At 46.8% G+C, this 22,543-nt stretch carries 22 protein-coding genes, 1 tRNA gene and 1 pseudogene; 14 read left to right on the top strand and 10 right to left on the bottom strand.

The genetic code is table 11. The annotated features are described in order from the left end of the window. Window positions 1-28 precede the first annotated feature (28 nt). Entirely contained in the window at window positions 29-1,147 is a 1,119-nt protein-coding gene (locus DQN52_RS01125; protein WP_032827855.1) for a metallophosphoesterase, read from the bottom strand. Between the two features lie 151 nt (window positions 1,148-1,298). Here DQN52_RS01125 and DQN52_RS01120 point away from each other — a divergent pair, with 151 nt between their 5' ends. From DQN52_RS01120 to galU, 4 genes are all read left to right on the top strand, one after another. Next, on the top strand, window positions 1,299-2,186 hold the full coding sequence (locus DQN52_RS01120) for a Dyp-type peroxidase (protein WP_003788279.1): 888 nt from the start codon (window positions 1,299-1,301) through the stop codon (window positions 2,184-2,186). A gap of 82 nt (window positions 2,187-2,268) precedes the next feature. Continuing rightward, the gene (locus DQN52_RS01115) at window positions 2,269-2,769 is read left to right on the top strand and encodes a GAF domain-containing protein (RefSeq protein ID WP_003788277.1); all 501 of its coding nucleotides are present in this window, start codon (window positions 2,269-2,271) and stop codon (window positions 2,767-2,769) included. Between the two features lie 111 nt (window positions 2,770-2,880). Further along, window positions 2,881-2,956 (top strand) — tRNA-Thr (locus DQN52_RS01110). 103 nt (window positions 2,957-3,059) lie between these two features. Beyond that, complete coding sequence (gene galU, locus DQN52_RS01105) at window positions 3,060-3,941, top strand: UTP--glucose-1-phosphate uridylyltransferase GalU (protein ID WP_003788275.1); 882 nt, start codon at window positions 3,060-3,062, stop codon at window positions 3,939-3,941. An 83-nt stretch (window positions 3,942-4,024) separates the two neighbouring features. On the opposite strand, the gene amgK is transcribed toward galU, so the two are convergent. Then, entirely contained in the window at window positions 4,025-5,029 is a 1,005-nt protein-coding gene (amgK, locus tag DQN52_RS01100) for an N-acetylmuramate/N-acetylglucosamine kinase AmgK (RefSeq protein WP_032827825.1), read from the bottom strand. Window positions 5,030-5,057: 28 nt separating this feature from the next. Between amgK and DQN52_RS01095 the strand changes: the two genes are divergently transcribed. Both DQN52_RS01095 and DQN52_RS01090 read left to right on the top strand, forming a co-directional pair. Then, window positions 5,058-7,406: an LPS-assembly protein LptD gene (locus DQN52_RS01095; RefSeq protein ID WP_032827824.1), complete on the top strand. Its 2,349-nt coding sequence runs from the start codon at window positions 5,058-5,060 to the stop codon at window positions 7,404-7,406. Continuing rightward, a complete protein-coding gene (locus tag DQN52_RS01090) occupies window positions 7,403-8,359 on the top strand; it encodes a peptidylprolyl isomerase (RefSeq protein WP_003788270.1) in 957 nt (318 codons plus the stop codon). The genes DQN52_RS01095 and DQN52_RS01090 overlap by 4 nt, the downstream gene beginning before the upstream one ends. Window positions 8,360-8,412: 53 nt before the next feature. On the opposite strand, the gene DQN52_RS01085 is transcribed toward DQN52_RS01090, so the two are convergent. The 6 genes from DQN52_RS01085 to DQN52_RS01060 form a co-directional block, all read right to left on the bottom strand. Further along, complete coding sequence (locus tag DQN52_RS01085) at window positions 8,413-8,733, bottom strand: hypothetical protein (RefSeq protein ID WP_003788268.1); 321 nt, start codon at window positions 8,731-8,733, stop codon at window positions 8,413-8,415. 68 nt (window positions 8,734-8,801) lie between these two features. Next, entirely contained in the window at window positions 8,802-9,860 is a 1,059-nt protein-coding gene (locus tag DQN52_RS01080) for a TerC/Alx family metal homeostasis membrane protein (RefSeq protein WP_003788266.1), read from the bottom strand. A gap of 105 nt (window positions 9,861-9,965) precedes the next feature. Next, window positions 9,966-10,712: a bifunctional demethylmenaquinone methyltransferase/2-methoxy-6-polyprenyl-1,4-benzoquinol methylase UbiE gene (gene ubiE, locus DQN52_RS01075; protein ID WP_003788264.1), complete on the bottom strand. Its 747-nt coding sequence runs from the start codon at window positions 10,710-10,712 to the stop codon at window positions 9,966-9,968. A 36-nt stretch (window positions 10,713-10,748) separates the two neighbouring features. Beyond that, the gene (locus DQN52_RS01070; protein WP_003788262.1) at window positions 10,749-11,177 is read right to left on the bottom strand and encodes a hypothetical protein; all 429 of its coding nucleotides are present in this window, start codon (window positions 11,175-11,177) and stop codon (window positions 10,749-10,751) included. Beyond that, complete coding sequence (locus DQN52_RS01065) at window positions 11,178-11,843, bottom strand: rhomboid family intramembrane serine protease (protein ID WP_003788260.1); 666 nt, start codon at window positions 11,841-11,843, stop codon at window positions 11,178-11,180. A gap of 51 nt (window positions 11,844-11,894) precedes the next feature. Further along, complete coding sequence (locus DQN52_RS01060; protein WP_080561239.1) at window positions 11,895-12,320, bottom strand: gamma-butyrobetaine hydroxylase-like domain-containing protein; 426 nt, start codon at window positions 12,318-12,320, stop codon at window positions 11,895-11,897. Window positions 12,321-12,483: 163 nt separating this feature from the next. Here DQN52_RS01060 and pheS point away from each other — a divergent pair, with 163 nt between their 5' ends. From pheS to DQN52_RS01025, 7 genes and pseudogenes are all read left to right on the top strand, one after another. Further along, window positions 12,484-13,479 (top strand): phenylalanine--tRNA ligase subunit alpha, encoded by a 996-nt coding sequence (pheS, locus tag DQN52_RS01055; RefSeq protein WP_032827854.1) that lies wholly within the window; start codon window positions 12,484-12,486, stop codon window positions 13,477-13,479. Between the two features lie 29 nt (window positions 13,480-13,508). After that, complete coding sequence (locus DQN52_RS11275; protein WP_003788254.1) at window positions 13,509-14,219, top strand: HI0074 family nucleotidyltransferase substrate-binding subunit; 711 nt, start codon at window positions 13,509-13,511, stop codon at window positions 14,217-14,219. Between the two features lie 20 nt (window positions 14,220-14,239). Further along, entirely contained in the window at window positions 14,240-14,491 is a 252-nt protein-coding gene (locus tag DQN52_RS01045) for a hypothetical protein (RefSeq protein WP_003788252.1), read from the top strand. Further along, window positions 14,491-14,919 carry a type II toxin-antitoxin system VapC family toxin gene (locus DQN52_RS01040; protein WP_003788250.1) on the top strand — a complete coding sequence of 143 codons (429 nt, stop codon included), beginning with the start codon at window positions 14,491-14,493 and terminating at the stop codon, window positions 14,917-14,919. The genes DQN52_RS01045 and DQN52_RS01040 overlap by 1 nt, the downstream gene beginning before the upstream one ends. Window positions 14,920-14,932: 13 nt before the next feature. Further along, window positions 14,933-15,856 (top strand): restriction endonuclease, encoded by a 924-nt coding sequence (locus tag DQN52_RS01035; protein ID WP_003788247.1) that lies wholly within the window; start codon window positions 14,933-14,935, stop codon window positions 15,854-15,856. A gap of 55 nt (window positions 15,857-15,911) precedes the next feature. Then, window positions 15,912-18,266 carry a phenylalanine--tRNA ligase subunit beta gene (gene pheT, locus DQN52_RS01030; RefSeq protein ID WP_003788245.1) on the top strand — a complete coding sequence of 785 codons (2,355 nt, stop codon included), beginning with the start codon at window positions 15,912-15,914 and terminating at the stop codon, window positions 18,264-18,266. Between the two features lie 96 nt (window positions 18,267-18,362). Continuing rightward, a pseudogene (locus DQN52_RS01025) lies at window positions 18,363-18,629 on the top strand (DUF3861 domain-containing protein); the annotation flags it as partial. 60 nt (window positions 18,630-18,689) lie between these two features. Here DQN52_RS01025 and DQN52_RS01020 read toward each other — a convergent pair. Further along, a complete protein-coding gene (locus tag DQN52_RS01020) occupies window positions 18,690-19,553 on the bottom strand; it encodes a glycosyltransferase family A protein (RefSeq protein WP_003788241.1) in 864 nt (287 codons plus the stop codon). 66 nt (window positions 19,554-19,619) lie between these two features. Further along, window positions 19,620-20,738 (bottom strand): aspartate-semialdehyde dehydrogenase, encoded by a 1,119-nt coding sequence (gene asd / locus DQN52_RS01015; protein ID WP_032827850.1) that lies wholly within the window; start codon window positions 20,736-20,738, stop codon window positions 19,620-19,622. Window positions 20,739-20,994: 256 nt separating this feature from the next. Here asd and DQN52_RS01010 point away from each other — a divergent pair, with 256 nt between their 5' ends. Then, complete coding sequence (locus tag DQN52_RS01010; RefSeq protein ID WP_003788239.1) at window positions 20,995-22,491, top strand: alanine/glycine:cation symporter family protein; 1,497 nt, start codon at window positions 20,995-20,997, stop codon at window positions 22,489-22,491. Window positions 22,492-22,543: the final 52 nt, after the last annotated feature.

Here is a 22,543-nt window from a genome sequence, read left to right as displayed (position 1 = left end):
AGTACATAAGGGAGTTGGCAACGCAGTACTAGTTTGAATTTAATTCACTATAAGACGCAGGCTGCGTCCCTTTCACATCAATAATCCAAACTTCGCTTTGCGAGCCCAAACGGAACGGCACGCCCCAAAAACCAAAGCCCGAAGTCACAAAATAATGCCCCAAGCCGATTTGTTCATAACCATAATGCAAGCGATTAATCATCTTCACAATATAATTGGCTGGGAACACTTGCCCATTGTGAACGTGCCCAGACACTTGCACATCAATCGGCAGTTGCGAATGTTCCGACACGCCATCAGGGCGATGGTCTAGCAAAAATACAGGCAAAGTTGTGTCGGCTTGCGTCAATAACTGTTTGGTTGGCAAGCGATTTTTGTCCAAGTTGTCGGGGCGACCCACCACCCACACGCGGTTGTCCACCAGCACCGCATTGTCGTGCAATACCGTAATGCCCGCATCTTGCAAGGCTTGCGTAATGGCGCGTTCTTGTCCAAACAAATCGTGATTGCCCAACGTGGCATACACGCCCAGCGGTGCGCGGAGTTTTTGCAGATGCGGCTTCATGTTTTCCGCTTCGTATGCCACCGTGTCATCGTCCATGATGTCGCCAGGCAGCAAAATCATATCCACTTTTTCTTGCGCCATAATGTTGGACAATTTGTCTAATTGTCGTGCGCCCACCAAGATGCCCAAATGCGTGTCGGCAGCCATGCCAATGCGAATCGGTTGCGCCAACGGTTTGTTGATTGAAATACTGGCATGGCGGACAACAGGCGTGTAGGCATTGTAAATTGCCGTACCAAAAAAGCTAAACAAAATCAATGGCGATAAAATTCGCAAAGCACGAGTGTAATGTGCAGGCTGCCTTTTGGCCAGCTTCAAAACGCGATACAAAAATAATACGATTAAGCTGGTAAAAAACGTAAACAGCAGCAACACCAACCACACTGCCGACCAGCGAGACAGCCCGTGAACTCGAAACACCAAAGCCGAAATCAACAAGCCGTTGCCAAATAAAAAACATCCTGCAAATAATCGTTTACGCGCGGTTTTGGATTGAATGGCAAGCCACCAAATCAAAAATCGCGCAAAAAAGTAAGTGAACAGTTGCAGCCCAAACAGGGTAAAGATAGAAAAGAATTTCATAGGCAAGTGTGTGTAAAAAAGGCGATATTGTAAACGTGCAGGCTGCTTTTTTCTGTGTGAAAACGTGTAAGGCTGGGTAAAGATGCAGGCTGCTTTTTTGCCCAATTTCGTTATAATTCCACTTTCTCGTATCACAACAAGGAACACCAACATGAACCCCATTCTCTCCAACGAACACGCCAGTGCAGCCATTTGGATTGAAGCCCAAATCAAGCAGCCTGCACAAATTGGCACAGCTTGTCGCGCCGCCCTTGTCGCGCTAGAACAGTTGCAAAACCAACGTCCGCAAGACCAAATCGGTATGACCATCGCATTTGGCGCAGACTTCTGGCAAACCCAAGCCGCTGCCAGCCAAGCCCCCGAACTCAAAAATTTCCCCAGCTATGGCACAGGCAACATCATCGCCCCGGCCACGCAACACGATTTGTTGATTCACATTCAATCCAATCAACACGACAGCAATTTCGCGCTTGCCCTATCCGTATTGGACATTTTTGGCACAGCGATTGAAGTCGCCCAAGAAACACAAGGCTTCCGCCGCCACGAAAATCGCGGACTAGACGGCTTTGTTGATGGCACAGAAAACCCACACGGCGATGAAAAAATCCAATCCATCGCGCTCAACCAACACGGCGGCAGCTACATCGTATTCCAACGCTATCAACACGACCTAGCCAAATGGAACAGCCACAGCGTTGCCGAACAAGAACAAAGCGTGGCGCGTAGTAAACAAAGCGATGAAGAATTCGCCAAAGCCGACCGCCACCCACGCAGCCACATCGCCCGAACTAACATCAAAGAAAACGGCGTTGGGCTAAAAATTGTGCGCCGTAGTTTGCCCTATGGCAGCGCGTCAGGCGAACACGGATTGGCTTTTGTTGCCTACGCAAGCAGCCTGCACAATATAGAAGCGCAGTTGCAGCACATGTTTGGCGACGTGCCAGACGGTTTAACCGATTTGCTGCTGGAACGATTAAGCCAAGCCAAAACAGGCGCATATTACTACGCCCCCAGCGTCGCAACCTTGCAACAAATGTAAGCCATAAAAAAGTGCAGGCTGCTTTTGCACGATAAAAAGCAGCCTGCACATTGATTTTTTATCTAACCCGAAAGATTCCCCAATGCACGAACCCCACATCGCCCCCAATGCCAGCAAAACCGAACGCTACCAAACCATCGTCCCAGCCATAGAAGCCCTATTGAGCAGCGACCGCAACCTATTCATCGCAGGACTCGCCAACGTCAATGCCCTGCTCAAAGAAACCTTTGGCTGGTTGTGGGTTGGCTTTTATTTGATTGATGACCAACGTACCGAATTGCAACTATCCGCTTTTCAAGGCCCAGTCGCCTGCACCCGAATCGCACACGGACGTGGCGTTTGCGGACAAGCATGGGCGCAAAATCGCACCATTGTCGTACCCGATGTAAACCAACACCCCGACCACATCGCCTGTTCCAGCCGTTCACAATCCGAAATTGTCGTACCGCTATACAACCAACGGCAACAAATCATCGGTGTACTAGATGCCGATGCCGAGCAAATCAACCAATTTGACGAAATTGATGCCGAATATTTGCAACAAATTTGCCAAATCATCACAAAAAATTTGCTCGCTCAATAAATCTTGCTAATTAAATTTTATTTAAAAACAGCAAAATGACGTTCTATTACAAAATAAATCAAAATAACGCTTGCCAAGAAACCGAATTATCCGCATAATAGCGACTTCTTTGCCGGTGTAGCTCAGTTGGTAGAGCACCTGACTTGTAATCAGGGGGTCGCGAGTTCGATTCCTGCCGCCGGCACCAAAATTTAAAGGACTGCTAAATTATAGCAGTCCTTTTTTATTTTCTCTTAAAAGTCATGCTAAAATACGCGCATCTATCCGTCTAATTTTATAAGGAGAAAATCATGACCTGCCAAAAAATTCGCAAAGCTGTTTTCCCAGTTGCAGGCATGGGAACGCGCTTTTTGCCTGCTACCAAAGCCAGCCCAAAAGAAATGTTGCCGATTGTGGATAAGCCATTGATTCAATATGGCGTAGAAGAAGCGGTAGAAGCAGGCTGCACCGAGATTATTTTTGTAACAGGACGCAGCAAACGCAGCATTGAAGACCATTTTGACAAAGCCTACGAACTGGAAACCGAATTGACCTTGCGCCACAAAGAAAAATTGTTGGCGCATGTGCAAAACATTTTGCCGTCCAACATCACTTGTTTGTATATTCGCCAAGCCGAAGCGTTGGGATTGGGACATGCGGTGTTGTGCGCCCAAGCAGCGGTGGGCAACGAGCCGTTTGCCGTTATTTTGGCAGACGATTTAATTGACGCGCCCAAAGGTGCGTTGGCGCAAATGATTGACAGCTACAATCAAACAGGCAGCAGCGTGTTGGGTGTAGAAACCGTTGCGCCTGACCAAACTGGGTCATACGGCATTGTGGAAATTGCGGATTGGCAGCAATATCAACGCATTCAAAGCATTGTGGAAAAACCGAAGCCAGAAGAAGCACCGTCCAATTTGGCGGTGGTGGGGCGATATATTTTGACTCCGCGCATTTTTGAATTGCTGCAAAATACGCCACGCGGTGCAGGCGGCGAAATCCAACTGACCGATGGCATTGCCAAACTGCTGGAATACGAACCTGTGTTGGCACACGCATTTGACGGCGTGCGTTATGACTGTGGCAGCAAAATCGGCTATTTAGAAGCCACGCTGGCGTTTGGTTTGAAACACCCAGAAACAGGCGCAGCGTTTAAAGAATTGTTGCAACGCTATGCCGCGCAAAATTCATAAATCAAAATTAAGATAAGAAAGTGCAGGCTGCTTTTTACGGCAAAAACCGTGAAAAAAGCAGCCTGCACTTTTATATGTGGGATTTAAAACGTATAACCCGTCTGCAATTCTTCATCGCCCACCAATTCCAGCAACAGCGCATACAAGGGCGCGAGTTCGGCATAGCGGCGCGAAGTACGGCGCAAATAATTCAAAAAGCGCGGGATTTCGGGGCGATATTTGTCTTTGCCATCTCTGTGCCACAAACGCGCAAAAATGCCTGCCACTTTCAAATGACGTTGCACGCCCGTCCATTCGTACCAACGATAAAACGTGTCAAATTCGACTGGAACGGGCAAACCAGCAGCGCGCGCCTTTTCCCAATAGCGAATCACGATGTCTAACGTAAATTCTTCGTCCCACTCAATAAACGCATCGCGTGTGAGCGACACCAAATCGTAGGTGATTGCGCCATACAGCGCGTCTTGGAAATCCAACACGGCAGGGCGGTCGCGTGTGAGCATTAAGTTTCGCACGATAAAATCGCGATGCACAAATACTTTGGGTTGCTGCTCAACTGCGGGCAACAGCACATCCAAAGTTTGTTGCCACAATTTGCGTTGGGCGAAATTGAGTTCGCGCCCCAATTCTTTTGCCACAAACCATTCGGGAAACAAATTGACTTCGCGCAACAGAATTTCGTGGTCGTATTCGGGCAAGCAGCCTGCAACACTGGCTTTTTGCAAAATAATCAATTCGTCAATTGCTTCTAGCAGCAGGGCTTTGTGCGCTTCGGGCGTGTTTTCGTGCTGCATGGCTTTGAGGTATTGAATATCGCCCAAGTCGTTGAGTACCATAAACCCTTGTGCGGCATCGTAATGCAAAATTTGCGGCACGTTAAGCATGGAAAATAGTTTTTGTATGCGAACATAAGGCTCGGTGTTCATTTTATCGGGCGGTGCGTCCATGCAAATCACGCTGCTGCCATCGGCAAACGTTGCGCGAAAATAACGGCGAAAATCGGCATCGGCTGCCGCAAACGATAAAGTGAAGTTTTGTTGTGGATAGCATTGCGCCAACCAATTTTTTAGTGCAGATTCTCTTTGCATGATGTGAATACGCTGGTTTTCGGTTAAAATGACCGCCATTTTAACGTTAAATTTATGTGTAGGTGTGATTTTGTCTCGCTCATTTGTGTATAAACCCTTGTTCGCGGCAGTGGCATTGACTTTTGCCCACTCCGTGCAGGCTGCTTCGGACACTTGGTCGTCTAGCCGTTTGTGTCATGCGCCTGCGCCGTCATCGGCAGAATTGGCTCGTGCCAAAACCAGCGGTGGCGATGCTTTGCCCAGCGATGTAACGCGCATCACGGCAGACAAAGCCGCAGGGCAAACCAATGTGGTGCATCGTGCCGAGGGCGATGCGATTGTGGAACGCAATGGCGACACGCTTAATGCACAATGGGTGGAATACAATCCGCAAGATGAAACGGTGCAGGCAGGCGATGCGTTTGTTTTGACGCGCCAAAATGGCGAAACCGTGCAGGGCGAGCGGCTTAATTATCACTTGGCGCAAAAAAATGGCAGTGCAGACAATGCCGAATTTGTTGCCGAACAAGATGGGCGCAGGCTGCAAGGTGTGAGCAAAAAAGTAACGCTGCTGAACGAACAGCAAACACAGTTGCAAGATGTGAAATTCAACACTTGTAGTGCCGGTGATACATCGTGGTATATCCAAGCGGCAGAAATGAAAGCGGATAACAAATCGGGCATCGGCGTAGCACGTCATGCGCGATTGGTGTTTGCTGGCGTACCGATTTTGTACACGCCGTGGGTGGATTTTCCGATTAATGGCAATCGCAAAAGTGGTTTTTTAGTGCCAACTGTGTCGATTGGTTCGGACGGTGCAACCTATAAACAGCCGTATTATTTCAATCTCGCGCCCAATTACGATGCGACTGTAACGCCTGCGTATATTTCAGAGCGCGGCGCACAATTGGGCGGTGAGTTCCGTTATTTGCAGCCTAAATACCGTGGCGCAATCAGCGCGGAATATATGCCACACGATAGCGAATCAAAATACGACAATCGCTACGAAGTCCGCCTGAGACATTATCATCAATTTAACGCACATTTATCGGGTGGCATTGATTTTACCCAAGTGTCCGACAACGATTATTATCGCGATTTTTACGGGCGCAACGAAATCGCCGAAAACGTGAATCTAGACCGCCAACTGTGGTTAAGTTATGTCAATCAATGGCTGGGCGGCAATGTGCAGGCTGGTTTGTTGGTACGCAAATACCAAACTTTGCCCGATGGTAGCGGCAATATTTCGCGCCCTTATGCCATTTTGCCACGCTTTTCGCTGGATTGGCAGCGCAGTATCGGCAACGCCAGCTTAAATTGGACAAGCCACATCACGCGCTTTGAACACCCAGACTGGCAAAGCGGCTCGCGCTTGGTAGTGTATCCCAGCGTAACGTGGGATTTTTCGCGTAGTTGGGGTTATGTGCGCCCCAAAATTGGGGTACACGCCACGCAATATTGGCTGAAAAATGAAGGTGGTAATCCCAGTCGCCGTGTATCGCGCGTGTTGCCGATTGCCAATGTGGACGCAGGTTTGACATTTGAACGCGAACAAATGTTGTTTAAACAAGCCTATATTCAAACACTTGAACCGCGCTTGTTTTATAACTACATTTCCAGCCGTGAACAAAACACGTTGCCTAATTTTGACTCATCGCAAAACTCGTTTAGCTATGACCAATTATTTCGCGAAAACATCTTTTCGGGCAGTGACCGCATCAATGCCAGCAACAGCACCGCAGTCGGCATACAAACTCGTTTGTTGAACGCCAACACAGGTGTAGAAGTATTCCGCGCTGGTGTAGGGCAAAAATATTATTTTTCGGACGATGATGTGTTGTTAGATGGCAGCCTGCAATCGAGTGCGCGCCGTAAAAGCGATATCGCTGCTTTTGCTGGTGGACAGATTTATCCCAACTGGTTTGCTGACACGCAACTGCATTGGAACGAAAGCACAAATCGCACCGAACAGATGAATTTTGGCTTGCGCTACAACCCAGAAGCAGGCAAAGTGTTGAGTTCGCGCTTTAAATACAGTCGCAACGAAGAGATTTTCTCGGGTTATTTTGGCGAATTACGACATGTGGATTTGGCAGCACAATGGCCGATAACCCCCAATTTGTATGCGGTAGGGCGATATAATTTTAGCGTGAAGCCTTATGCCACATTGGAGCAAACTTTGGGTTTGGAATACAAAAATCCATGCGGTTGTTGGAGCATGAGCGTGGTGGGACAACGCTATGCCACAGGCATCGAAAATGGTCGCACGACACACAAAAACGCCGTATTTTTCACATTGCAACTTAAAGATTTAAGTAATATCGGTAACAATCCTTATGAACAGCTACGCTTGGGAATTCCTGGGTACAGCAAAACCAACGAGGTATATATAAGATGACAAATATTCGTACACTTGCAGCCGCCATTATGCTGGGTTTGGGCATTCAAGCAGCCTGCGCTGCCGACATCAAGCCACTCAACAGCGTGTTAATGGAAGTCAATTCGTCCATTATTACTTATGGCGACGTGTCGCGCACCGTGCGTGAACTCAAATCGCGCCCAACCAACAAGGACATTCCCGAAGCGCAATTAGTGCAGGCTGCCAAGATGCAGTTGGTAGAGCGTTCGCTGCTTGCCGATGCGGCTCGCCAACAACAGTTGCGCGTACCCGAAGCAGGCATTGATGAAGAATTGCAACGCCGTGCCGCGCAAGACAAAACCACTGTTGCTGCTTTGTATGCCAAAGCGGCTAGTGTCGGCTACACCAAAGAGTCTTATCGCCTTGAGGTGGCAAAAGATTTGCTCATTGCGCATATGTTGAGCAACTTAAACAGCGACATTAACATCACCGAAGCGCAAATTCAGGAATACGCTGTGAACGCGCAAAAAACAGGTCAAGCCTTGCCAGCGGCTGAGCCTTATACGGTTTACACCATTCGTCGCATTCTTTTACGCGCGACTAGTCAAGCCGATGTGCCAGCAGTAGGCAATCGTATTCAGCAAATTGCTACGGCGATTGCACAAGGCACGGATTTCGCTTCGATTGCACGCCGTTATTCGCAAGAAGCGCAGGCGGCTAATGGCGGTTTGCACGACAACATCACCGATTATATGTTGCCCGAAAATGTAGAACCGTTTTTGCATACATTAAAAGTGGGTGAAGTGAGTGCGCCGCGCAATGCAGGTACAACATGGCAGATGATTGAATTGGTGGGCAGCCGCACCGAAACCGACCCATACAAAATGCAAGCCGAAGCCATTCGCCGCTTATTGGTTCGCCAAGCACAACAACGTAACCAAGAAGCATTTATTGGTCAGTTGCAGCAAAGCGCGGTGGTGCGTGAGTATTAAATCAATATGAAAAACGCGGAACAGTTGCTTGCTGTTCCGCGTTTTTTTGTGGGCTATTTATTTCGCATCACCCAATTACCTTGTTTTTTCTCAATCAAGATTTTTTCGATAAACGGCTGCTCGCCGCCCGATTTGCTGGACAATTCCAGTTCGCAAGCGTAAACCCCTTCTTTGACCATGCCACCGCCCACGCGCGTGCATTTTTTGGTTACTTCAACATCGTATTGCGATGCGCGAGAAGATTGGGCTTTTTGGAATGCTTGGACGACTGCTGATTTGGTTGGCGGAATCAATGTTAAATTTCCAGTGTGGGTATAGTGATAAACGCCATAGGCAATCACTGCCATAATTACTGTGCCTTTCATGTTAATCATAGGATTTCCTTGTATTTCAATGTTAAATCAAAGTGCAGGCTGCTTTCTTCACGAGCAGCCTGCGATTTTTACGATTTTTTTGGTAGCACGAATGATGCCAACACGCCAATCGCCAAAACCACCAGCACGACTACCAATGACGCGTTGGGCGAAATTTCCCAACCGTGGTGGAATAAGTGATTGGTTGCCGCTAACGCCAGTTTGAATGCGATAAAGAATAGCAAAAACACCACTGCTTTTTCCAAATGCACCAAATAGCCTTTTAACGCTTCCAATACAAAATACATGGTACGCAAGCCCAAAATAGCGAACATCATTGCGCTGTACACGATGAGCGGTTCTTTGGACACGGCAATCACGGCTGGCACGCTGTCAAACGCGAACATCACGTCCGATAATTCAATCACGGCTAAACACAAAAACAGCGGTGTGGCGACTAACACGCCTTTTTTCATTGGCTGTGGGTGGCTGTCTTCGGGGTGTTTCACGTCTTCGCCTGCCAATTCCAAATGCACGTCTGGATATTGTTCACGCGCTTTGGCGAGTTCTTCGGCGTTCAAAAAGAAGTTGTGTCTATACAAACGGGGGAAAACGGGGAAAAATTTGTGTACCAATTTGTAGGCAAAATGTTCGGAATAATCCACGTTTTCGTGGCTGTCTTCATCGCCGCCTTTGAGCATCATAATCGCGGCAAAGGCAATAATCGCGGCAAAAATCAGTTCAACATACGCGCCCAATGCCAGTAAGCCTGTGCCAATTGCGACAAAAATCATGCGGAACACAATCGCGCCAATAATGCCCCAATACAACACGCGGTGGCGCAGGTTTTCGGGGATTTTGAACGATGCAAACACCGCCATAATCAAGAATAAATTGTCAATCGATAATACTTTTTCTAGCGCGTAGCCTGTGAAGAATAGGCTGGCGGTTTCGGCATCGTGGTGTACCCACAAATACACGCCAAACATAATGGAGACGAACACCCAAAACAGCGACCACGATGCCGCGCTTTTGAGTGTGAGTGGTTTTTCATCTTTGTGGGCGAATAGGTCAATGGCGATTGCGCCAACGCTCAACACCACGAATACGGCTACGGTTTCTATGGGGAATCCCAAATGTCCTGTCATATAAAGTTCCTTTAAATGTGCGATAAACAATGCAGCGAAAGTGCAGGCTGCTTTGTGATAGGTTTAAAAGCAGCCTGCACTTTTTGTATGGCTTATGGATTGGGATTAAAACTTCACGCCTTTGTGTAATGCCACCACGCCAGCCGTCAAATTGTGGTAATCCACTTGGTCAAAGCCCACGTCCAACATCATTTGTTTCAGTGTTTCTTGGTCTGGGTGCATACGAATGGACTCGGCAAGATATTGGTAGCTGTCGGCATCTTTGGCGATGAGTTTGCCCATTAGCGGCAGCAGTTTAAACGAATACGCATCATAAACAGGTGCAAGCGGTTCATATACTTTGGAAAATTCCAGCACCAACAGCGTGCCACCTGGTTTGAGTACGCGATACATTTCGCCCAACGCCACGTCTTTGTGCGTCATATTGCGTAAGCCAAACGACACCGATACCAAATCAAAATAATTGTCGGGGAAGGGCAGTTTTTCTGCATCGCACACGGCAACAGGCAAAATCGTGCCTTCGTTGAGCAAGCGGTCGCGCCCCACCGTGAGCATGGACGAGTTGATGTCAGTCAGCCACACTTCGCCTGTTTTGCCGACACGTTTTGCCCAGCCACGTGATAAATCGCCCGTACCGCCTGCAATGTCCAGCACCTTGCCGCCTTTGGGAACGCGAGCGGTGTTAATCGTAAAATGTTTCCACACGCGGTGCAGTCCGCCCGACATCACATCGTTCATGATGTCGTAGTTTTTTGCAACCGAATGAAATACTTGGGCGACTTTTCCTGCCTTTTCGCTTTCGTTTACGGTTTGAAAACCAAAGTGGGTTTGTTTGTTGTTTGAATCGGTCATGATGATGTTTCCTTCATATTCATGATGATGTTTCCTTTATTGCGATGCCGCCGATGCGCCAACGGCAGAAGCAGCCTGCACTTTGGGCGCGTGTTGTTGCACACATTGTTGCAGCGCGGTTTGTAAGGTTTGTTGCAATTTGCTGTCTAGGTTTTTTTGCTGTTCGTTTTGTGCGATGGCTTGCTCCCACGCGCTTGCACCGCCGTATGTTTGCTCGCCGTTGTCGTACACACATTCGCACACGGTTTGGGCAAAGGCTTGTTTTTGCGGATTATTGGTGTTGGCAGGATTGCTGTTTAACGCAGATTGCTGGCACGCTTGCACAAAATTTTGGCGGATTGGACTGGTGTTGGCTTCGCTGGCATCGGGCAATGCTGATGCAGCAGACGTGCTATCGGCTGGTGTGCCTGCACCACCGCAAGCCGCTAAACCAAGTGTCAGTAAAATCAATAGGATATATTTCATTCATCGTGCTTTCTTGTTAATCAATACTTCGTATGCCAAATACAGTAAGGGTAGCGACATAATGCCCAAAAACAGCGCGTTTTGCATCACAAAAGCAGGCGTAATCGCTAATGCAAACAGCATTCCGCAGGCTGCTCCACCCAAATGCGCGGCGTGTCCCGTGTTGTCCCATTGGCGTGGGCTTAACATCATGGCAACCGAGTAGGCAAAATACAAAGTGGCGTAAATCCAAGCGGTTATGGGGATTGGAATCGGGAAAATCATGATTTCGCTCATCGGGTTAATGGTGATAGACGCGAACAAAATGCCTGACACACCGCCCGATGCGCCAATCGCGGCATAGCTGGGGCGATTTTTGTATAGCCACAGCGAAAACAAATTGCCAGCCAGCACCGCGCCAAAAAACAGCAGCAAAAAGCCGAGCCAGCCATAAATATAAGCAATCACGCGCGAGAAAAAATACAGCGTGAACAGGTTAAAAAACAAATGCCAGCCATCTGCGTGCAAAAATGCCGAAGTAATCAGGCGTTGATATTGTTTGTTGTAGCGAATGGCGGCGATTTGGAATTGGTATCGCTGGAACACAAACGTATTGCGCCAGCCAATAAAGCTCACAATCGCAATCACAGCGATTAAAATCAAAGGGACAAGTTGGGTTAAATTCATGTTTTTATGTGTGATTTATATGGTTGATAAAGTGCAGGCTGCTTTGTAATCTTAATGTGAACAGCCACCGCCGCCACAACCATGCGTTTTTTGTTTGGGCGACTTCGTTGGCGGCGACAAATCGGGTTCACGCGATGCGCCAGCGGCCTGCAATTTGGCAAGATATGCCTGCCAGAGCGACTGATAATCGTGCGCCAACACATATAAATAATCCCAATCGTACAAACCGCTGTCGTGTCCATCGGAAAACACAATTTTTAGCGCGTAATTGCCAGCAGCCTGCAAATCGTCAATCAACACATCACGTTTACCCGTTTGCAATTTTTCTTGTCCTTTGCCGTGTCTGCGCACTTCCGCGCTGGGCGACAACACGCGCAAATATTCGGCTGGCAACGCAAACTCGGCTGCGTCATACACCAAAGTAAGCGTGTCTCGGCTAGGGTTTAAGCGAATTTCTTGGGGGATAGCGTATTGCATGGTCAAAGCAGCCTGCACATAAAAAAGCGCGATTTTAACAGATTAAACCACGATAGATAATGCAGGCTGCTTGCTTTTTACGTTAAAATACGCCAATTTTCTGTCATTGCGCGTGTTCCCTGCTCAACACGCGCCAAACTATTTTTATCCGATTGAATTTACTATGCAAAACAACGCTACTCAAATCACACAAAACGGCTTAACCGCCATCGCCCAAGCCACCGACCAACAAGCCCTAGAACTCGTCAAAGCGCAATATTTAGGCAAAGCTGGCGAATTAAACGCGCTGCTGAAACAGCTTGGCGCATTGTCGCCCGAAGAGAAAAAAACAGTTGGCGCACACATAAACGAATGCAAACAACAGTTTCAGGCAGCCTACGATGCGAAACGCGCCGAAATGGAAGCAGCCAAATTGCAAGCGCAATTAGCCGCCGAAGCCTTGGACGTAACGCTGCCTGCGCGTGGTCAAGACGTGGGTGGTTTGCATCCTGTAACGCTGACATTGCAGCGCGTGGTTGAGCTGTTTCACGGCATGGGTTTTGAAGTGGCGGACGGCCCTGAAATTGAAGACGATTTCCACAATTTCCAAGCCTTGAACATTCCACAAAATCACCCTGCGCGTGCCATGCAAGACACGTTTTATGTGGAAAATGGCGATGTGTTGCGTACGCATACTTCGCCGATTCAGGTGCGCTATATGTTGGACAAGAAAAATCCACCAATCCGCATTATCGCACCAGGGCGTGTGTACCGCGTGGACAGTGACGCGACCCATTCGCCGATGTTCCACCAATGCGAAGGTTTGTGGGTTGAAGAAGGCGTTACTTTTGCCGATTTGAAAGCGGTATTTACTGATTTTATTCGTCATTTCTTTGAACGCGATGATTTGCAAGTGCGTTTCCGTCCATCATTTTTCCCATTTACCGAGCCGTCTGCCGAGATTGACATTATGGGCGACAACGGCAAATGGTTGGAAGTGGGCGGCTGCGGCATGATTCACCCTAACGTATTGAAAAACGTAAATATTGACCCTGAACAATACACGGGTTTTGCGTTTGGGATTGGTTTAGACCGTTTCGCGATGTTGCGTTATGGCGTGAACGATTTGCGTTTGTTCTTTGATAATGATTTGGCGTTTTTGAATCAGTTTAAGAAGTGATTTTTCAGGCTGCCTGAAAGGAAATCTAAATGGCAGAATTATCTATCCAACTATTTAGCGACATCGTTACCCGATTGCAAGAAGGCTGGCAGCGTTATTTGCAAGACACCAGCGACACGCAAATCCGCGATGGATTGATTCAACGCTTTGAATTTACCTACGAAATCAGCCACAAAATTTTAAAACGCTATTTGGAAAACACGTCCGCCGACCCCACGCAATTTGATTTGATGAGTTTTCAAGACATCATTCGCACCGCCAACGAGCAAAATTTATTGCTGGGAAATTGGGCGGATTGGAAACAATACCGTGATATGCGCGCGCGGACGAGCCACACCTACGATGAAGAAACCGCGATTGCTGTGGTGCAAGGCATTGAGAAATTTCTTGCGGAAGCGCAATTTTTTTCAATAAAAATTACAAGAAAAATCATGCCAGTAGAATTAAATATTTCGCCCGATAAATGGCAAATTGTGCAAACGATTTTGCAGCAACACATTTCGCAACGCACGGTGTGGGCGTTTGGTTCGCGCGTAAATGGCAAGGCAAAGCCGTATTCAGATTTAGATTTGGCGGTGTTGGGCGATATGTCGCTTTCTTCGGCGGAACACGCGGATTTGGTGGACGATTTTTCGGAAAGCGATTTGCCGTGGAAAGTGGATTTGGTGGATTGGTGTTTGATTGGCGATGAGTTTCGGGCGATTGTGGCGGCGCGGTATTTTGTGGTGCAGGCTGCCTGAAAATTTGAAGGAGTAGAAAAATGAATAATGTTCACTATACATTTCAATTAGATAATCATTTGAAACAGGCATTTTTTCAGGCTGCCAAGGAATCCAATCGCAGTAGTGCGGAATTATTGCGCGAATTGATGCGCGAGTTTGTGCAAAAGCAGGCTGCCACGCCAAAGAAAGTCAGTTTAGCTGAAAAATTAGGTGGTTATCATCCAGCAGCAGAAGTAAATTTTGAGTTTGAGCGAGAAATGGACGAATTTCGCGCAGCGGAGTTTGACTAATGTATCTGCTTGATACCAATATTGTTTCTGAATTACGAAAACTAGACAGCAATAAAATCAATCCAAATGTGCAAAAATGGGCGGAACAAGTTGATTTTGATAAAACATTTATCAGCGTGATAACAATTAGCGAAATTCAAATGGGTATTTTACGTTTGGCGCAAAGTGATAAACAGCAAGCTAATATGTTGGCGGATTGGTTTGAAAATCAGGTTTTACCCGAATATCAATCGCGCAGTATTTTGATAAATAAAGAAATTGCTTTGCGTTATGCTACTTTACACATTCCCAATAAACGCCCTGTAAATGATACCTTTATTGCGGCGACTGCATTGGAATATGATTTTGTGTTGGTTACGCGCAATATTAAGGATTTTCAGGGTATGGGACTGAAATTGCTTAATCCGTTTGAGTTTCAGGCTGCCTGAAAAAGGAAAATCAATGAAATATGAAGATATGAAACGATACGACCAACGCAGCATTTTAATGCCAATTTTAATTAAATTGCTGCAAAATCTTGGTGGTAAAACAACACGCAAAGAATTGCGAAATGAAATTAAATCGTCAGTAAAAGAAATTCCAGAAGAATTTATTGATGAAACAAGACCTGCAAAAAATGGAGGGACTTATCGTCCTTTTGATTTTGTATTTAATTTTGGAGTTGCCAATTTAGAAATGGCAGGCTTTATAAAACGTCCTAACCGTGGCGAGATTATTCTTACCGAAAAAGGTAGAGCCTGTAATAGTGAAGATATTGATGTTGAAAGAGATATTTACGCATTTTCTGACCCAATGTGGAAAGAACGCCGTGCAAATAAGAAAAATAGTAATAAAGTAAAAATTGAAGAAGAAGACGAAGAAGAAAATAGTATTAAAGAAACAGAAGAAAATGATGTCAGTGAAAATTGGAAAGAGCAATTAAAACAAGCTCTTCTTAATATGTCGCCCAAAAAATTTGAAATATTTTGTCGTGCATTGATCAAAGCCATGGGGGTAGATATAGACGATAAAAAAGGTGTTTCTGAAACGAGAGACGGTGGATTGGACGGTTTCGGCTACATTGTTTCTGATGATTTTCGGACTTCTCGTGTTGCTATTCAAGCTAAACGTTGGACGAATACGCGAGTAGGTTCTCCTGAAATTAACCAATTTGCAGGGGCAATGGATCTTCACAATGCTGAATTTGGTATTTTTATTACTACTTCTGATTTTTCACGAGAAGCGATTGAAAATTCTCGTAATAGAAAAAGAGCTATTACCTTAATCAATGGCGATAAAATCATTGAATTAGTTGAAAAATATCAGTTATACGTCAAACCAATCACAACCTTTCAGCTTGAAGATTTCTATTTTGAAGAAAACTAATTTTCAGGCAACCTGAAACCCCATTTTAATTTTAAAAACAAAGAGATTTAAAAAAATGCAATTCTCCTACACATGGCTAAAAACCCAAGCCAACCCCAATTTATCCGCCGACCAACTTTCCCATTTGCTGACCATGGCAGGCTTGGAAGTGGAAGAACTCAACGCAGCCGCCCCCGATTTTTCGGGCGTGGTGGTGGCGGAAGTCAAATCCGTTGAAAAACACCCCGACGCTGACCGCCTGAACGTAACCCAAGTGGACGCAGGCACAGGCGAGTTAATCCAAATCGTGTGCGGTGCGCCGAATGTGAAAGTGGGCATTAAAGTACCGTGTGCTTTGCCTAACGCACTGTTACCAAACGATTTTAAAATTAAGCCAACCAAAATGCGTGGCGTGGTGTCCAACGGTATGTTGTGTTCCGCCAAAGAATTGGGCTTGGAAGACAAGGTGGACGGCTTGCTCGTGCTGCCTGAAAACGCCCCAGTCGGTCAAAATATCCGCGAATTTTTGGATTTGGACGACGCGATTTTTACGCTGAAAATCACGCCAAACCGCACCGATTGTTTGAGCATTAAAGGCATTGCTCGCGAAGTGTCGGCTTTGACGCAATGCGAATTTAATCCGATTCAAATCAATCACATCGCCACGCAAACCACGCAAAAACAAGCCGTACAAATTGACGCACCAAACGACTGCGGACGTTTTATCAGCCGCGTGATTTCGGGCGTGAACGCGACCGCCGTCAGCCCTGATTGGTTGGTGCAACGCTTGGAACGTAGCGGCATTCGCAGCATTTCGCCGCTCGTGGACATCGGCAATTATGTGATGTTGGAAATCGGGCAGCCGATGCACGTTTTTGACGCGGATAAAATTTCAGGCAGCCTGCACGTTCGCCGTGCGAAAAATGGCGAAGTGCTTGATTGTTTGAATGAAAAAACGGTTACGCTAGCGGACAATACGCTTGTGATTGCCGATGAACAGCAAGCCTTGTCTATCGCTGGTTTGATGGGCGGTGTGGCGAGTGCGGTTTCTGATGAAACGAAAAATATTGTTTTGGAAGCGGCGTGGTTTAATCCGTTGATTATTTCAGGAAAATCAAGACAATACGGTTTTGGTTCGGACAGCTCTTTCCGTTTTGAACGCGGTGTGGACAGCGAATTACAACGCGATGCGATTGAACGCGCAACGGAATTGGTCGTACAAATTTGCGGCGGCGAAGTGGGCGAAATCGTGGAAGTGTTGGGCGATTTGCCAACCGCGAAAACGGTGGAAGTTCGCACGGCTCGCGTGGAAAAAGTGTTGGGTGTTTCTATTGAAAATCAACGCATTGAAACGATTTTGCAGCATTTGGGTTTGCAGCCTGAAAAAACGGCAGACGGTTTCCGCGTTACCGCACCAAGTTTCCGCTATGATATTGAAATTGAAGCGGATTTGATTGAAGAAATCGCTCGCGTGTATGGCTACGAGAATATTCCTGATGATTATACGTCGGGTAAATTGGCGATGTTGAAGCTGCCTGAAAACCGTCATTCTCGTTTTGGCGTGTATCAAAAAATGGCGGCTCGTGGTTTCCAAGAAGTCGTGAGTTATGCGTTTGTAGACGAGCAATGGGAACAAGATTTTGCGAATAATCAAGACCCTATCCGTTTACAAAATCCGTTGGCGGCACAATATGCGGTCATGCGTTCTACGTTGATGGGCGGCTTGATTGAGATTTTGCAAAACAATTTAAATCGCAAACAAAATCGCGTGCGTGTGTTTGAAATTGCGCGAATTTTCCGTAAAGAAAACAATCAGTTTGTACAAACGGAACGTGTGGGCGGTTTGGTTTACGGCTCGGCGTTACCTGAACAATGGGGCGAAAAATCGCATCCTGTGGATTTTTACGATTTGAAAGCGGACGTGGAAACGCTGTTGCGTGGCAAAAACGCAGCGTTTGTGAAGGCGGAACATTCGGCGTTGCACCCAGGGCGTTGCGCGGCGATTGTGGTTGATGGCGTCAATGTCGGCATCATCGGTGAATTGCACCCGAAATGGACGCAAAAATACGATTTGCCGCAAGCGCCGTTGTTGTTTGAATTGGACATGGACGCGGTGCTGACGACCGAAAAAGTGCGTTATCAGGCGGTGTCTAAATTCCAAGCTGGACGACGTGATTTGGCGTTTGTGCTGCCTGAAAATGTGGCTTTTGCGGATTTGCAGGCTGCTTTGGGTCAAGTAAATAATCCGATTATTCAAGGGATTGAGTTGTTTGACGTGTATCGCGGTGCTGGGCTGCCTGAAAATCATAAATCGTTGGCGGTCAAAATTTCGCTGCAAGATATGAACGCAACTTTGACTGATGAAACGGTTGAGCCGATTATTCAGGAATTGATTGCGAAAGCGGAAACGGTTGGGGCGAAATTGCGTTAATCGTGTAAATATTCAGGCAGCCTGAAAGGAGAATTTTCAGGCTGCCTGAATGGTATTTTTTGAAGGGAATGAAAACATGAAAAGCATCAATACTGCGCTACGGTAGAACATGTGGCGGATAAAGAAGGCAATCCGATTCAACGCGAACCATTGCAATTTTCTGCACCTAATCATGGTGATATTTTTGAAATTGTGGCGCGAATCAAGCAACGCGACGATATGGGCGAAGAAACTGCCGTACGTTTTGCTGTTGGGCTGAAATTGTTTAGCGAAACGGCTTTGGAAAATAAAGATTTACCGCTTTTTGTGGCGTTGAAACCGCATTTGACGGAAATCATGCAAATTGTTAAAGGGAAGAAATAAAAAGTGCAGGCTGCTTTTCCATTTTCAGAAAAAGCAGCCTGCACTTTTTGTTGATAGCAGTCACCCTTTGCGCCAAGGCGTTTGCCCTTGATGTGCGGTTTGCACATAGTGCTGAATCATTGTGCGGTTTATTTCCGTAGCGTACTCTTCCATTTTGGATTCTGGTATGCCCAACTTTGCTAAATGATGATACATAGTAGGGTTTTGTCGTTGCCAATCCCAAAAATAATCCACCGTGTATTCACCCGTGCAAGTGCAAGGGATTTTTTGGCGATTCAATTCGTCAAACATAACCGCATCGTTGCCAAAGCCTTGTTTGCACCAAATATGCGCCATTTGTTGTGCCAATGGGCGCGACAAAGCGTAGCAATTTACATCAATCAATGGTGGGGTATGATTTACCATCGTTGTCTTAATCCACTGCCCTTGAAAATTAACTGCAATGTGACAAGCAATACCATGCTGCATACGATAATGCCCCAGTGATTCTATATCGTCATACATTAACCATTCGTGCTGGCGATTGACAAAGTTTCGTAGCGTGTACACATACGCAACCCCAGGATAAAGACGAGCCGCGTTGACAATGCTTTCCACATGATTGGGGCAATAAGCATTGTCATCGTCCAAAAAACAAATAATGTCTTCTTGCGCCACAAATGGCGACATCGCTAAAATATGACTGTTGTACCAACCATTCGCACCTGTGTTCACGGGCAAATAAATCGCTTTGACTTGTGGATAGTTCGCCAAAATAGCGCGCGCCGCTTCTGCGTGTTGCTCGCCATCTACAAACACATAATGCGTGCAAGGATAGGTTTGCGCCGCCACGCTTTCTATGGCGCGGATTAGACTGTCGCGTCCTATTGTGGCGGTTATCACGGCTACACTATAATTGGCTGGCGATAGTTGCGTTGATTGCATTCATTGGTTTCCTTTTGTGTACAAAGCAGCCTGCACTTATTTTTGGTTGATTTATTTACCGCTCAATCAATCCAACAGACCCAAAACAATACGCAACATACGGCGGATTGGTTCAGCCGCGCCCCACAATAATTGGTCGCCCACCGTGAACGCGCTGATGTATTCGCCGCCCATCGCCAATTTGCGAATGCGACCCACAGGCGTAGTCAAAGTGCCTGTAATCGCCGCAGGGCTCAATTCGTGAATGGTCGCTTCTTTGGTATTGGGGACAACTTTTGCCCAAGGGTTTGCGTTGGCAATCAGTTGTTCGATTTCTGCCAATGGCAAATCTTTTTTCAATTTCAATGTGATGGCTTGGCTGTGACAACGCATTGCGCCCACACGAACACACAAACCGTCAATCGCGATTGGGTTTTCGCGACCCAAAATTTTGTTGGTTTCCACGCCGCCTTTCCATTCTTCTTTGGATTGACCGTTGCCCAAATCCGCGTCAATCCACGGAATCAAGCTGCCTGCCAATGGTACGCCAAAGTTTTCTTTTGGATAGGAATCCGAACGCAAAAAGTCCGACACTTTGCGGTCAATGTCCAAAATCGCGCTGGCTGGGTCGGCGAGTTCGGCTGCCACTTGGCTGTGTACCGCACCCATGCCCGAAATCAATTCGCGCATATTTTTCGCACCTGCACCCGATGCGGCTTGATAAGTCATCGAAGTCGCCCATTCCACCAAATCGTTTTGGAACAAACCGCCCAACGCCATCAACATCAACGATACGGTGCAGTTGCCGCCGACATAATTTTTGATGCCGTTTTTCAAGCCAGCGTCAATCACGTTGCGGTTTACGGGGTCTAACACGATGATTGCATCGTCTTTCATACGCAAAGTAGAAGCTGCGTCAATCCAGTAGCCGTTCCAGCCGCTTGCGCGAAGTGGCTCAAACACGGCTTTGGTGTAGTCGCCGCCTTGACAGGTTACGATGATATCCATTTTTGCCAATTCGGCGATATTGTTTGCGTCCAACAGCGTTTTGGCTGCTTGACCAAAGTCGGGGGCTGCACCGCCTGCGTTAGAAGTCGTGAAAAAATACGCTTCGGGAATGTGGGCGAAGTCGTTTTCTTCGCGCATACATTGCATCAAAACCGAGCCGACCATGCCACGCCAGCCAACAAAACCTACTTTCTTCATGTTTGCGTCTCCAAATTGAGGGTAAAAAAGGGGATAAAAAAGTGCAGGCTGCTTTTGCTGCACCAAAAAACAGTTTTTTAAACCTTTGTAAGCAAAATGTAAAGTATTTTGCGTGTGCAGGCTGCTTTTTTTATTCAAAATTGGTAAAAGCAGCCTACACTCAAACATTCACACCTGTTTGCAAATAATTCTCACACTTTCTTAACTTTATATTACAATCGCTCACTTTACTTTGTCTTGCGAATTGTAGGTGTTTATGAACGATAAACTTTCTTGTGCAGAACAAGCCAGCTTTGTGGATATGATTCACTGCTATTCCAACGCCATTAGCTCGCCATTGTGGGACTATTTAGTGTGGATTTTGATTGGCGTGGGCTTGTTTTTTACGCTTTCTACTGGTTTGGTGCAAATTCGCCTGTTTGGGCGCAGTATCAAAGAAATTTCGGGCAGCCGCCAAAATCCAAACGACCCACACGGCATTACATCATTCCAAGCCTTTGTAACAGGTTTGGCAAGCCGCGTTGGTACGGGCAACATTGCAGGCGTGGCGATTGCGATTACCGCAGGCGGGCCAGGTGCGGTATTTTGGATGTGGATGACTGCGCTCATGGGCATGAGTTCTGCCTTTGCCGAATCCACTTTGGCGCAGCTCTATAAAGTACGCGACAAAGAAACAGGCTTGTTCCGCGGTGGGCCTGCGTATTACATCACACATGGTTTGAACCAGCGTTGGCTGTCTATTCTGTTTTCGATTAGCTTGATTTTCTGTTTTGCCTTTGTGTACAACGCGATTCAGGCAAACACCATTGTACAGTCGATTCAATCTGCCACAGGCATGACCACCGCGCACGGCGTATCCGAAGAAGTGTGGGACAACTACAAACACGGCATCGCTGCCACTTTGGTAATCTTGACCGCGCCAATTATTTTTGGCGGTATCAAACGCATTGCACGCGCATCGGAAGCGATTGTGCCTGTAATGGCTCTGCTTTATATTGGCGTAGCATTGTTTGTGATTTTGACGCATTTGAGCGAAGTGCCGCGTATGTTCGCGTTGATTTTTGAAGACGCATTCACGTTCAAAGCAGCAGGTGGCGGTTTGCTGGGCGGTTTGGTATCACAAGCCATGATGCTGGGCATTAAACGCGGCTTGTTCTCCAACGAAGCAGGTCAAGGTTCTGCGCCCAACGCGGCTGCCGCTGCGGACGTGAAACACCCTGTATCGCAAGGTTTGATTCAAATGCTGGGTGTGTTTGTGGACACGATTATTGTGTGCTCGGCAACTGCATTCATTATTTTGTTGGCGCAATCGCCCGCCAATCCAGATTTAAGCGGCATTCAAATCACGCAGGCTGCTTTGGAAAGCCATGTCGGTTCTTGGGCGCAAACATTCTTGGCGGTGGTGCTGTTTATGTTCTGCTTCTCGTCGATTATTGGTAACTATGCGTATGCTGAATCCAATATCCAATATTTGCACAGCAACCGCTTTGTGCTGACTGTGTTCCGTATGATGACTTTGGGCTTTGTGTATTTTGGCTCAATTGAAAAAGTGGCGATTGTGTGGGATATGGGCGATTTGACCATGGGCATTATGGCGTTGATTAACTTGGTGTCTATTGTTTGCCTGTACAAAATTGTGTTGCTGCTGTTGAAAGACTACACGGTTAAAGTGAAAATGGGCAAAGCCGAACCCGAATTCAAATTGAGCGAACACCCTGTGTTGAAACGCAAAATTAAATCGGATATTTGGTAAACCTATAAATAAAGTGCAGGCTGCTTTTTAAATCATCAAAAAGCAGCCTGCA

Origin of the sequence: Kingella kingae, assembly GCF_900475905.1 — a bacterium.
GTDB lineage: Bacteria > Pseudomonadota > Gammaproteobacteria > Burkholderiales > Neisseriaceae > Kingella > Kingella kingae.
This window is presented reverse-complemented; position numbering and strand designations above follow the sequence as displayed.

Coding starts and splice junctions, on each gene's coding strand:
- DQN52_RS01020 (WP_003788241.1), bottom strand. CDS start 19,553: ATGCAATCAACGCAACTATCGCCAGCCAATTATAGTGTAGCCGTGATA.
- DQN52_RS01090 (WP_003788270.1), top strand. CDS start 7,403: ATGACAAATATTCGTACACTTGCAGCCGCCATTATGCTGGGTTTGGGC.
- DQN52_RS01065 (WP_003788260.1), bottom strand. CDS start 11,843: ATGAATTTAACCCAACTTGTCCCTTTGATTTTAATCGCTGTGATTGCG.
- DQN52_RS01060 (WP_080561239.1), bottom strand. CDS start 12,320: ATGCAATACGCTATCCCCCAAGAAATTCGCTTAAACCCTAGCCGAGAC.
- pheS (WP_032827854.1), top strand. CDS start 12,484: ATGCAAAACAACGCTACTCAAATCACACAAAACGGCTTAACCGCCATC.
- DQN52_RS01115 (WP_003788277.1), top strand. CDS start 2,269: ATGCACGAACCCCACATCGCCCCCAATGCCAGCAAAACCGAACGCTAC.
- asd (WP_032827850.1), bottom strand. CDS start 20,738: ATGAAGAAAGTAGGTTTTGTTGGCTGGCGTGGCATGGTCGGCTCGGTT.
- DQN52_RS01125 (WP_032827855.1), bottom strand. CDS start 1,147: ATGAAATTCTTTTCTATCTTTACCCTGTTTGGGCTGCAACTGTTCACT.
- DQN52_RS01045 (WP_003788252.1), top strand. CDS start 14,240: ATGAATAATGTTCACTATACATTTCAATTAGATAATCATTTGAAACAG.
- DQN52_RS01120 (WP_003788279.1), top strand. CDS start 1,299: ATGAACCCCATTCTCTCCAACGAACACGCCAGTGCAGCCATTTGGATT.
- pheT (WP_003788245.1), top strand. CDS start 15,912: ATGCAATTCTCCTACACATGGCTAAAAACCCAAGCCAACCCCAATTTA.
- DQN52_RS01070 (WP_003788262.1), bottom strand. CDS start 11,177: ATGAAATATATCCTATTGATTTTACTGACACTTGGTTTAGCGGCTTGC.
- DQN52_RS01080 (WP_003788266.1), bottom strand. CDS start 9,860: ATGACAGGACATTTGGGATTCCCCATAGAAACCGTAGCCGTATTCGTG.
- DQN52_RS01035 (WP_003788247.1), top strand. CDS start 14,933: ATGAAATATGAAGATATGAAACGATACGACCAACGCAGCATTTTAATG.
- DQN52_RS01085 (WP_003788268.1), bottom strand. CDS start 8,733: ATGATTAACATGAAAGGCACAGTAATTATGGCAGTGATTGCCTATGGC.
- DQN52_RS01040 (WP_003788250.1), top strand. CDS start 14,491: ATGTATCTGCTTGATACCAATATTGTTTCTGAATTACGAAAACTAGAC.
- DQN52_RS01010 (WP_003788239.1), top strand. CDS start 20,995: ATGAACGATAAACTTTCTTGTGCAGAACAAGCCAGCTTTGTGGATATG.
- DQN52_RS11275 (WP_003788254.1), top strand. CDS start 13,509: ATGGCAGAATTATCTATCCAACTATTTAGCGACATCGTTACCCGATTG.
- amgK (WP_032827825.1), bottom strand. CDS start 5,029: ATGCAAAGAGAATCTGCACTAAAAAATTGGTTGGCGCAATGCTATCCA.
- ubiE (WP_003788264.1), bottom strand. CDS start 10,712: ATGACCGATTCAAACAACAAACAAACCCACTTTGGTTTTCAAACCGTA.
- galU (WP_003788275.1), top strand. CDS start 3,060: ATGACCTGCCAAAAAATTCGCAAAGCTGTTTTCCCAGTTGCAGGCATG.
- DQN52_RS01095 (WP_032827824.1), top strand. CDS start 5,058: ATGACCGCCATTTTAACGTTAAATTTATGTGTAGGTGTGATTTTGTCT.